Origin of the sequence: Streptomyces sp. NPDC088810, assembly GCF_044750305.1 — a bacterium.
In the GTDB taxonomy this organism is placed as follows: Bacteria; Actinomycetota; Actinomycetes; order Streptomycetales; family Streptomycetaceae; genus Streptomyces.
Map to the genome: position 1 here is coordinate 319,125 of NZ_JBIVJQ010000009.1, position 10,306 is coordinate 329,430.

General features: G+C 71.6%; 9 protein-coding genes. 4 read left to right on the top strand and 5 right to left on the bottom strand.

Going from position 1 to position 10,306, the window contains the following annotated elements; all coding sequences use genetic code 11:
• Positions 1-94: 94 nt before the first annotated feature.
• Entirely contained in the window at positions 95-802 is a 708-nt protein-coding gene (locus tag ACIP4Y_RS27670) for a DUF4232 domain-containing protein (protein ID WP_401398353.1), read from the bottom strand.
• 185 nt (positions 803-987) lie between these two features.
• Here ACIP4Y_RS27670 and ACIP4Y_RS27675 point away from each other — a divergent pair, with 185 nt between their 5' ends.
• From ACIP4Y_RS27675 to ACIP4Y_RS27685, 3 genes are all read left to right on the top strand, one after another.
• The gene (locus ACIP4Y_RS27675) at positions 988-2,379 is read left to right on the top strand and encodes a helix-turn-helix domain-containing protein (protein WP_401398355.1); all 1,392 of its coding nucleotides are present in this window, start codon (positions 988-990) and stop codon (positions 2,377-2,379) included.
• 419 nt (positions 2,380-2,798) lie between these two features.
• Complete coding sequence (locus ACIP4Y_RS27680; protein WP_030648194.1) at positions 2,799-3,002, top strand: cold-shock protein; 204 nt, start codon at positions 2,799-2,801, stop codon at positions 3,000-3,002.
• A gap of 179 nt (positions 3,003-3,181) precedes the next feature.
• Positions 3,182-4,645 carry a DEAD/DEAH box helicase gene (locus ACIP4Y_RS27685; RefSeq protein ID WP_401398357.1) on the top strand — a complete coding sequence of 488 codons (1,464 nt, stop codon included), beginning with the start codon at positions 3,182-3,184 and terminating at the stop codon, positions 4,643-4,645.
• Between the two features lie 151 nt (positions 4,646-4,796).
• Here ACIP4Y_RS27685 and ACIP4Y_RS27690 read toward each other — a convergent pair whose 3' ends face one another.
• On the bottom strand, positions 4,797-5,171 hold the full coding sequence (locus tag ACIP4Y_RS27690; RefSeq protein WP_358647808.1) for a hypothetical protein: 375 nt from the start codon (positions 5,169-5,171) through the stop codon (positions 4,797-4,799).
• Between the two features lie 407 nt (positions 5,172-5,578).
• Here ACIP4Y_RS27690 and ACIP4Y_RS27695 point away from each other — a divergent pair, with 407 nt between their 5' ends.
• The gene (locus ACIP4Y_RS27695; RefSeq protein ID WP_401398360.1) at positions 5,579-5,923 is read left to right on the top strand and encodes a MerR family transcriptional regulator; all 345 of its coding nucleotides are present in this window, start codon (positions 5,579-5,581) and stop codon (positions 5,921-5,923) included.
• 20 nt (positions 5,924-5,943) lie between these two features.
• Here the strand turns inward: ACIP4Y_RS27695 and ACIP4Y_RS27700 are convergent, their stop codons facing one another.
• The 3 genes from ACIP4Y_RS27700 to asnB all read right to left on the bottom strand — a co-directional run bounded on the left by ACIP4Y_RS27700 (position 5,944) and on the right by asnB (position 10,261).
• The gene (locus tag ACIP4Y_RS27700; protein WP_401398362.1) at positions 5,944-6,876 is read right to left on the bottom strand and encodes an L-tyrosine/L-tryptophan isonitrile synthase family protein; all 933 of its coding nucleotides are present in this window, start codon (positions 6,874-6,876) and stop codon (positions 5,944-5,946) included.
• A 284-nt stretch (positions 6,877-7,160) separates the two neighbouring features.
• A complete protein-coding gene (locus ACIP4Y_RS27705; RefSeq protein ID WP_401398364.1) occupies positions 7,161-8,423 on the bottom strand; it encodes a cytochrome P450 in 1,263 nt (420 codons plus the stop codon).
• Between the two features lie 11 nt (positions 8,424-8,434).
• Entirely contained in the window at positions 8,435-10,261 is a 1,827-nt protein-coding gene (gene asnB, locus ACIP4Y_RS27710) for an asparagine synthase (glutamine-hydrolyzing) (protein WP_401398366.1), read from the bottom strand.
• Positions 10,262-10,306: the final 45 nt, after the last annotated feature.

The window sequence follows — 10,306 nt, forward strand, 5'->3', positions numbered from 1 at the left end:
CCGTCTGCTCGTCCTCAACGCCGAGCCGCGGCCCGGGCGCGGCACCGTCCTGCTGCCGTGCGCGGTGATCAGCTCGGTCCCCCGCAGTCGGCCGTCACCACTGGACGGCGTCGTCCATCGACTGCTGCCAGTACGTGACCTTGAGCGAGTCGTCGACGTAGACACCCTTCGCGGGCAGCGAGGGGTGAGCGGCCGTGCCGACGCTCTCGTTGCCGGAACGGCCGCGGAAAGAGACGGTCAGGGAGTTCACGGTGTGGCCGTTCGAGCCGCTGCCGTCGGTGGCGGACAGGTTCACGGAGGCGTAGCCGGACTCGCCCGGCTCGAGCGTGACGACTGCTTGCGGCTGCGAGGCCTCGATGACCGGGGGCACCGCCTGGGCCTCGCCTAAGCGGACGGCCGGGTAGCCGTAGAGGTAGCAGGTCGCGCGGCCGGTGTTGGTCACCGTGAGCAGCATGTGGTTCACCGGGCGGTTCAGTGGGGCCGCGACCGTCTTGGTGTTGGAGCCCTCGCAGGTGACCGGCCGGCCGGCGGGGACGCGCGCCTTCGACGTGGACGTGGACGCGGCGGGCCGTGTCGTGCCGGTGGTGGACCTGGCCTGCGGGGTGGAGGAGCCGGTGCCGGAAGGAGCAGTGCCGGGAGCCGGGGGTGCGGACGGGGAGTTCGCGGTCGTGGTGGCCGCCGCCGGGGTGCCCGATGCGTGGACACCTGTTCCGTCCTGGCATGCGGTCAGGGAGAGCGCGGCGAGAACGACGGTCGCGGCGGCGCCGGCGAGACGGGTGCGGGAGGTGCGGAGGCTGGACATGTGGCTTACCCCTTCGGTGTTCGGGTGGGGGTGGTGATTGGATGACCGAAGCTTGTGAGGTGATCCGTCCCAGCGGCCACGGACGGCGGGCAGTTGGGGACGCTGGAACACCGAAATGCGCTCTGACCAGGGAGAACGCGGTGACCCTGGAACGCGCGGCTGGAACACGAGGGGACGGGGAACGGGTGACGGGGACAACGGGTGCCGGCGGAACGGAGGCGTTCGCCCGGCTGCTGCGGGAGCTCAAGGACCGCTCGGGACTCAGCTACGGGACGCTTGCCAAGCGGCTGCACATGAGCACGTCGACGCTGCACCGCTACTGCAACGGCACGGCGGTGCCGGTCGAGTACGCACCGGTGGAACGCCTCGCGAGGGTCTGCCGGGCAACGCCGGAGGAGCTGGTGGAGCTGCACCGGCGCTGGATCCTGGCCGACGCGGCACGAGGGAGCAGGGCGGAGAAGGCCACGGCGGCGGGTTCGGCCCAGGGAGCCGGAGATGCTCTCGAACCTGCCGGTGCCGCTGATGCCGGGGACACGTTCGGACCGGTCGACGCCGGCTTAGCGGCATCGCACGAACCGGGCCGGGGCGAGAACGGTGAGCCGGTCGCCGTCGACGCGCCGCGCGAGCTCGCGCCGCCACGTGGTCCCCGTCCCCGCCGTCATCGCCGTACCGTGCTGATCGCCTGCGCCGCGGCGGCCGTCGTGCTGGGAGCCGTGGTGCTCACGGTGCGCCCGCTCGGTGGCGGGTCCGACACGGCGGACCGGCGGGCGGGCGGTGCCACCGCCACGCCCACCGGTACGGCGGACGCCGGGAAGCCGTCCGCCCCACCGTCCCCGAGCGCGAAGGGACACAAGCCGTCCGCGTCGGCCTCCGCCTCCCCCGCCGGGTCCGAGAGGGCCGCATCCGAGCGGGGCGGCTCCGGCACTTCCAAGGGCGGCAGGCAGGGCGGGGCCCAGCACGCCGACGGCAGCACCGCCGGCGCCGTCCCGGTCACCGTCGGCGTCCGTCCCTACGTCTACGCCGACCCGTGCAGCCAGCACTTCCTCGTCAACAGCGAACCCGAGCAGGTCGGCCCGCCGGCGAACGAGCAGGACGCCCCGCGCTGGGCCGCCGCGTACGGGGCGGTGTCCTCGGGCGCACAGCGGATCGCCCTCACCGTCCAGGGGACCGGCGAGGACACCGTGGTGCTGGAGGCGTTGCACATACGCGTCCTCACCAAGGGTGCGCCGCTCGCCTGGAACGACTACTCGATGGGCGTCGGCTGCGGCGGTGGTGTCGAGACGAAGTCGTTCGACATCGACCTCGACAACGGCAGTCCCACGGTCACCGTCAAGAACGGCCAGCGCGATTTCCCGTACAAGGTCAGCGAGTCCGACCCGGAGGTCTTCTACGTCACCGCCCACACCGAGGCGCACGACGTGCGGTGGGACCTCCTCCTGGACTGGTCCAGCGGCAGCCGCCGCGGCACCCTCCACATCGACGGCAACGGCACCCCGTTCCGCACCAGCGCCGACGCGGGCCGCCCGGGCTACGACTACCCGCTGGGCGGCAGCGAGTGGATCGAACGGAACAGCTGACGGGATCCTGGAGGCCGGGCACCGGGACCAAGCGTTCGCGAGGGGGCTGTGGTCTACCTCTCCTTTCCGGGTTCCGGCGCGCTCGTCGGTGTGCCGGCCGCCGATGACGGCGGTGGTGCCGTACGAGCCGTTACAGGAGGTCAGGGCGGTGTGCGCGGAATCGCTTCCCGGCAGTGCTGCACCGCCGGGAACCAATATCTGTGGTGGCAACATAAGAAATCGATGCGGTGCACGGTAATTATTCCTGCGACAACTGGCGGCGCGGAATTACCGACCGCGCAGGGCCGGCATCGACGTGCTACTGTCGTCATCAGTTGCAGGTGTGGTTGCCAGAAGGTTTTTCCGACGGCTGATCATCACGGCGACACGGAATGCGCACAGGGCGTATTTCCTGGCACCGTCTCCGAAGGAGAAACAAAATGGCTACTGGCACTGTGAAGTGGTTCAACGCGGAAAAGGGCTTCGGCTTCATCGAGCAGGACGGCGGCGGCCCCGACGTCTTCGCCCACTACTCGAACATCGCCACCCAGGGCTTCCGTGAGCTGCTGGAAGGCCAGAAGGTGTCGTTCGACATCGCGCAGGGCCAGAAGGGCCCGACGGCCGAGAACATCGTTCCCGCCTGACACACCGGCACGGACGCATACTTGCAGCTGGGGCCCGCACCTTGGGGTGCGGGCCCCAGCTCGTTTCATTTCCAGGGTGATTCGGCCCTGTCATTTTCGGCTCGTTCTCGCGATTCTCTGCGCCGCTCGCCCTGCTGCGGAAATTCCTTGATACGTGCCCGCATCGAGGAAGGTTCCGCATGAACCGCACCCGTTCCACCCACGCACGCACCCCTCGCACGTACGACCGCTCCAGCGTTCCGCGCCGCTCCACCGGTTACCGGAGCCGGCAGTCCGCGGGGGGCGAGTTCGCGCTGCCGAAGACGGTCACGCCCGCGCTGCCCGCTGTCGAGTCGTTCGCCGATCTCGCCATGCCGGCGCCGTTGCTGGCCACGCTCGGCCACGAAGGCGTGACCGTGCCGTTCCCGATCCAGGCGGCGACCCTGCCGAACTCCCTGGCCGGCCGTGACGTACTGGGCCGCGGCCGCACCGGGTCGGGCAAGACCCTCGCCTTCGGCCTTGCGGTACTGGCCCGTACGGCGGGGCGGCGCGCCGAGCCGCGCCGGCCACTGGCCCTGATCCTCGTCCCCACCCGTGAGCTGGCCCAGCAGGTCACCGACGCGCTCACTCCCTACGCCCGCTCCGTGCGCCTGCGGCTCGCCACCGTCGTCGGCGGAATGTCCCTCGGCAGGCAGGCCGGTGCGCTGCGCGCCGGCGCGGAGGTGGTCGTGGCGACGCCCGGTCGGCTCAAGGACCTCATCGACCGGGGCGACTGCCGGCTCGACGACGTCGGCACCACCGTGCTCGACGAGGCCGACCAGATGACCGACATGGGCTTCATGCCCCAGGTCACCGCCCTGCTCGACCAGGTGCGTCCCGAGGGTCAGCGGCTGCTGTTCTCGGCCACCCTGGACCGCAACGTCGACCTGCTGGTCCGCCGGTACCTGACCGACCCGGTGGTGCACTCCGTCGACCCGTCGGCCGGTGCCGTCAGCACGATGGAGCACCACGTGCTCCACGTGCACGACGCGGACAAGCACCGCACGACCACCGAGATCGCGGCCCGGGACGGCCGGGTCATCATGTTCCTGGACACCAAGCACGCCGTGGACCGGCTGACCCAGCACCTGCTGAGCAGCGGTGTCCGCGCCGCGGCCCTGCACGGTGGCCGGTCCCAGCCGCAGCGCACCCGGACCCTGGCGCAGTTCAAGGACGGTCACGTCACCGTCCTGGTGGCCACCAACGTGGCGGCCCGCGGCATCCACGTCGACAGCCTCGACCTGGTCGTCAACGTGGATCCGCCCAGCGACCACAAGGACTACCTGCACCGTGGCGGCCGTACGGCCCGCGCCGGCGAGTCCGGCAGCGTCGTCACGCTCGTGACGCCCGGACAGCGCCGCGGCATGACCCGGCTGATGGCTTCGGCCGGCATCACCCCGCGCATCACCCCGGTCCGCTCGGGCGAGGCGGAGCTGAGCCGCATCACGGGTGCCCAGGCGCCCTCCGGGGTGCCGGTGGTCATCACCGCGCCTGCCGCGGAACGTCCCCGTCGCGGGTCTTCGCCGTCCCGCAGCCGCCGGGGCCGCGCCGGCCAGGGGCGGCCCGTCGGCGCGGGGGTGCGCCGCAGGGCGCCGCGGCGGCCGGGCGACGACTCGGCCGCGTAGGCCGGCCGGCCGCCCCGTGGCGGTATGAGGAAGGGCGGGAAACCGCACCCAGGATCCCGGCAGGGGCCCTGCCGACGCGCGTCGGCAGGGCCCCTGCCGCTGTGTGGGCCTCTCGGAGACCACCGGCCGGGCTACGGGCGAAGGCGGCGTCTCACTGGTCGAAGTAGCTGAGGTCGCCCACGGTCCATGCGCTGACGTCCTTGATCGCGACTCGGTACATGCCGCCCGTCTCCGGGATACCGAGGCTGCCCTGCAGGATCCGGGCGAGATGAAAGTGCAGATGCGTGGGCGGCTCACCGCGACCCGGCCCACTGCCTCGCGGGCCGCGGGCGAAGACGTCCGAGAACGGGCCGAGACGGTCCGAGTCCTTCAGGACCTCCGCCACCCGCTCCCGCCACACCGCCTCGGGAGCCAGCCGGCCTGTGATGACGGCACCGCCGACGACCACGGTCAGCGACATCTGATTGCTTCGCTCGGACTCCACCGCGGCGGAGATGGCGACGAGCAGCTCATCAGGGTTCGACATGACAGCAGAGCTTATGCGGCCCAGCCGGCACCCGGATCCCCGAGGGTCGATCACGGCAAGGATCTTCCTCCACCACAGGAGTGAAACCTTCTCTTGTCAGGGTAGATTTTCATTCCTGATGTGGGTACGCTTCTTCACGTAGACGAGGTCGAACGAGAGGAACGGAGGAGCTGACGCCATCAGGATCGCCCGGCCCGAGAAGCACTCGGCCCGGGTACCGCAAGACCCCGGATTGGATGGTGGTCCCCGGTCACGCAGCTGCGATCCCCCGCTCCGCCCTGCCGGGCCGGGTAGCGGAAACAGAAGGTCGGCGCCGCAGTAGGGCCGACAGATGGTGTTGAATTTCCTTCGGGGCCCTGGTGCCGTACGGCACCAGGGCCCCTCGACGCGTTGCACAGCGAGGTGACATGACATCGGACAATCCACTGCATGATCGTCTGGACGACGACGACTACCCGGCGTACACGATGGGCCGGGCAGCCGAGATGCTCGGTACCACCCCTGCCTTCCTCCGGGCCATCGGTGAGGCTCGTCTGATCACCCCGCTCCGCTCGGAGGGCGGCCATCGCCGGTACTCCCGCTACCAGCTGCGGATCGCCGCGCGCGCCCGCGAGCTCGTCGACAAGGGCACCCCGATCGAGGCCGCGTGCCGCATCGTCATCCTCGAGGACCAGCTCGAGGAAGCGCAGCGCATCAACGCCGAGTACCGCCGTGCCGCCGGCGAAACGGCGGGCCGCTCCGGCTCCCGCTGACCACACGGGCGCCAGCCGCGTCAGTGCTGCTCGAAGTGGCTGGGCCGGCCGTCGTGGTACATCAGGCGACCGAGCCGGGCCGCTGTGGCGCGCGGTACGAGCGTCCACGTGCCGTCGGCGCGGTGCAGTGCGGAGGAGTGCCAGGGGGTGGTCCAGGCATCCGGGGCGTCGAGGAGACGGATGCCGAATTTCGGGGCGCCGATGGGCTGCGGGTGGATGGACAGGCGTACGGCACGGGGGTGGTGCTCGGCGATCAGGGCTCCCCAGGCGCGGCTGCGCTGGATGACGCCGTAGGCGCGTTGCCGGCAGGCGCGCTGGAGGGCGGAACGGGTGCCGGTCCAGTCGGCGGTGTCCTCCACGAGGAAGCGGGTGATGCCCCGGTAGAGGGCGAGCGCGTGGTCGTCGGCACGGATCTCGGCGCGCAGGGCGTCCACGGCGGGGGCGTGGCGGTGGTGGACGTGGGCGCGTTTCGTGTCGTGGTCCAGGTCGCCGAGGACGTCGCGCAGGTCGAAGAGGGACAGTCCGGTCAGGCCCTGCCGGGCCATGAGTACACGTAGTTCGTCGGCGTAGGCGTCGATGTGTACGTCGGGCACGTGGACGAGGTCGCCGAAGACGTGGCCGTCGGAACAGATGATCACGTGGGCGCCCGGCGGGTAGATGCGCTCGATCTCCGTGCACAGGGTGTGGAGGAACGTGAGGGAGAGGCGTTCGCCCTGGTCGGGCAGGTAGCCGAGGACCTTGGCAGGGTTGGGGGACTTGCAGGGGAAGCCGGGCAGCGTGAAGACGACGGGGGCGCCGTCACGGACGAAGTCGGCGATGCGGCGCAGTTGGTGGGGGAACGCGTCCGCCGGGGCCGGGGTTCGGTCCGTCGTGCGGTGGTAGGGCAGCAGGATGTTCAGAATCGCGGCGCTGATGCTCGTGAGGCGCGTGTCCGACGCAGTCGTCAGCGGCATGGCGGATCTCCAAAAGGCATGAGGACATGGCGGCATGAGGACATGGCCGCGTGGCGGCACGGCGCCGTGGCGGGCGGCCGGCCGGGCGCCGTCGAGTGAGTGCGGTGAGTCAGCCGGAGCGGGGGCACCACCCCACCGGTCGCCGCGGGCCGGAGCCGGCGGTCCACCGGAAACCGATCAGCCCCACACCCGAGCCGGGCAATGCCGTACCCGAGTCCGAACCGACGTTCCACCCGGAACCGGAGCCGGCGGCGCACCCGGTACCGGTCGGTCCCGGGGCGGGGTCAGAGGCGGCGGTCGTAGGTGACGGGCAGGTGGTTGGTGCCGCGGCCCAGGACGGACGGGATCCACTCGATGGCCTCGTCGGCGATGGCCAGGTGCAGGCCGGGCAGCCGGGTGAGGAGGGTGCCCAGGGCGATCTGGAGTTCGGTGCGGGCGAGGGCGGCTCCGGGGCAGAAGTGGATGCCGTGGCCGAAGGCGAGGTGCGGGTTCGGGCTGCGGTCGAGGTCGAGCGTGTCGGGGTCGGGGAAGCGGCGCGGGTCGCGGTTGGCGGCGCACAGACTGATGATCACGGAGTCGCCGGCCGGGACCTCGGTGCCGTACAGGTCGCTGTCCCGGTCGAAGAAGCGCCAGGTGGTGAGCTCGAAGGCGCTGTCGTAGCGGAGCAGTTCCTCCACCGCGCGGGGCAGCAGGAGGGGGTCGGCGCGGAGCCGGGCCGTCTGGCCGGGGTGCCGGAACAGGGCGATCAGGGCCGTGGTGATCTGGTTGGTGACCGGCTCCTGGCCCGCCACGAGGAGCTGGAAGATCATCGAGTCCAGCTCCTCCTGCGACAGCTCCTGCCGGTCGCGGGCCGCGACGAGGCGGCTGAGCAGGTCGTCCTCCGGGTGGGCGCGCTTGTGGGCGACGACGTCGGCGATGTAGCGCTGCAGGCCGTGCAGCCGGGCCTCGTACAGCGGGCGTCCGGCGTCGGTGGGGCCGACCGGCTGGACGACCTTGCCCCAGTCGCGGTCGAAGCGGGCCGCCGGCTCCGGGGGCAGGCCGATGACTTCGGCGAGGACCTGGAAGGGGAAGCGGGCGGCGAAACCGGTGACGAGGTCGGCGGGACCCCTCTCGGGCAGGGCGTCGATCAGCGCGTCGGCCAGTTCCTGGAAGCGGGGACGGAGCTGTTCGATGCGGCGCGGGGTGAAAGCGTCGGTGACGAAGCGCCGCATGCGGGTGTGCCGGGGCGGGTCCTGGTGGAGGAGGTGGACCTGGAGCTGGGAGTGCTGGGGCTCGGGCATGATCGAGGCCCGGACGCGCCAGCGGTCGTTGCCGCGGTCGTGGTTCTTGCCCAGGCGGTCGTCGTTCAGCGCGGCGTGGGCGGCGTCGTAGCCGGTGACGAGCCAGGCGTGGACGCCGCTGGGGAAGAGGACGCGGTGGACCGGGCCGGCCTCGCGCATCCGCTCGTACAGGGGGTAGGGGTCGGCCTTGTAGGGGCAGCCCGTTAGCGGGACCGGGTCGGGCAGGGTGTCCGGACCGGTGGCGGGCATCGGGTCCTGGAGGGTCATGGGGAGGCTCCTCAGAGGGCGAGTTCGGGCTGGTGGTGGTCCAGCCACAGGGCGAGGTCCACGACGCGTTCGAGGCGCAGGCGGTGGCCCCACTCCAGCCGGTCGGGCGGGGTGTCGAGGCAGGGCTTGATGCGGGTCTCGTCGGCCAGGGCACGCACCTGTGCGGTGGCGAGGGCGTCGCGGGCCATGTTCTGAAGGCCGCGGTTGTAGTCGGGGTGGTGGGTGGCCGGGTAGTGGTTCTTGGGGCGGTACAGGACCGAGTCGGGGGCGAGGGCCGTGCCGATGGCGCGCAGCAGGCTCTTCTCGCGGCCGTCGAAGCTCTTCAGTGCCCAGGGCACGGCGAAGGCGTACTCGACGAGCCGGTGGTCGCAGTACGGGACGCGGACCTCCAGGCCGTGGGCCATGCTGAGGCGGTCCTTGCGGTGCAGGAGCTGGCGCAGCCAGCGGGTCAGGGACAGGTGCTGCATCTCGCGCTGCCGGTGCTCGGCGGGCGTCTCGCCGTCGAGGTGCGGTACGGCGGCCAGGGCGGCGCGGTAGGTGTCGGCACGGAACTCGCCGATGCGCAGGTCCAGTTCCGGGTTGAGGGGCATGGCCGCCTCGTCGCCCGTCACCAGCAGCCACGGGAAGGTGTTCGCGGCCAGTGCCTCGGGGTTGTGGAACCAGGGGTAGCCCCCGAAGACCTCGTCGGCCGCCTCGCCGGACAGGGCGACCGTGGAGTGTTCACGGATCTTCCCGAACAGCAGGTACAGCGAGGTGTCCATGTCGCCCACGCCGATGGGCGAGTCGCGGGCCACGACGACGGCCTTGCGGTGCTCGGGGTCGAGCAGGGCGAGCGGGTCGAGGACGACGGTGCTGTGCTCGGTGCCGATGAAGGCGCCGGCTTCGGCGGCGTACGGGGTGTCGTGGCCGGTGCGCAGGACGTCGCCGGTGAACCGTTCCGCCTGGTCGCTGTAGTCGACGGCGTACGAGCGGATCCTCGCCTCCGCGCCCTCCCGCCGGCGGAGTTCGTCGGCGAGCAGGGCGGTCAGGACGGTGGAGTCGAGGCCGCCGGACAGCAGGCTGCACAGCGGGACGTCCGCCTCCAGCCGGCTGCGGGCCGCCGTGCCGACCAGGTCTCGGATCCGCTCCACCGTCGTGTCCTGATCGTCGGTGTGGTCCTGGGCCTCCAGCTGCCAGTAGCGGCGTTCGCGGATGCCGTCGCGGTCCAGGATCAGCAGAGTTCCGGGCTCTGTCTCCCGTACACCGGACCACACCGTCGGGCCGGTGTTGAACAGCAGGCTGTACGCCTCCCGCAGCCCGTCGGCGTCCACGCGGGGCCGTAGCCCGGGATGGGCGAACAGGGCCTTGGGCTCGGAGGCGAAGGCCAGGCCGCCGTCGACGGCCGCCCAGAACAGCGGCTTGACGCCGAGGCGGTCGCGGACCAGCAGCAGCCGCTGGGCGCGCTCGTCCCAGACGGCGAAGGCGAACATGCCGACAAGGTGGTCGGCGACGTCCTCGCCCCACTCCGCGTACGCCCGCAGCACCACCTCGGTGTCGCTGCGCGTGCGGAACACATGGCCGCGGCCGCGCAGTTCGGCCCGCAGTTCGTGGTGGTTGTAGACCTCGCCGCTGTAGCTGAGGACGAGGGCCGGCTCGTCGGGCCGGTCGGTCATCGGCTGCGTGCCGCCCTCGAGGTCGATCACGGCGAGGCGGCGGTGGCCGAGCGCGACGTGCTCGCCGAGCCAGACCCCGCCGGCGTCGGGACCGCGGGGCGTGAGGGTGGCGGTCATGGCCTCGATGACAGGGCCCTGGGCACGGGCGTCGTGGTGGAAGGACACCCAGCCGGTGATTCCGCACATACGGGTGACTCCTCGATCAGGGACGAACGGCGGGCAACGCGAGCA

Excerpts from the sequence above, each read along its gene's own strand:
- ACIP4Y_RS27670 (WP_401398353.1), bottom strand. The coding sequence starts at position 802 with ATGTCCAGCCTCCGCACCTCCCGCACCCGTCTCGCCGGCGCCGCCGCG.
- ACIP4Y_RS27680 (WP_030648194.1), top strand. The coding sequence starts at position 2,799 with ATGGCTACTGGCACTGTGAAGTGGTTCAACGCGGAAAAGGGCTTCGGC.
- ACIP4Y_RS27685 (WP_401398357.1), top strand. The coding sequence starts at position 3,182 with ATGAACCGCACCCGTTCCACCCACGCACGCACCCCTCGCACGTACGAC.
- ACIP4Y_RS27690 (WP_358647808.1), bottom strand. The coding sequence starts at position 5,171 with ATGTCGAACCCTGATGAGCTGCTCGTCGCCATCTCCGCCGCGGTGGAG.
- ACIP4Y_RS27695 (WP_401398360.1), top strand. The coding sequence starts at position 5,579 with ATGACATCGGACAATCCACTGCATGATCGTCTGGACGACGACGACTAC.
- ACIP4Y_RS27700 (WP_401398362.1), bottom strand. The coding sequence starts at position 6,876 with ATGCCGCTGACGACTGCGTCGGACACGCGCCTCACGAGCATCAGCGCC.
- ACIP4Y_RS27705 (WP_401398364.1), bottom strand. The coding sequence starts at position 8,423 with ATGACCCTCCAGGACCCGATGCCCGCCACCGGTCCGGACACCCTGCCC.
- asnB (WP_401398366.1), bottom strand. The coding sequence starts at position 10,261 with ATGTGCGGAATCACCGGCTGGGTGTCCTTCCACCACGACGCCCGTGCC.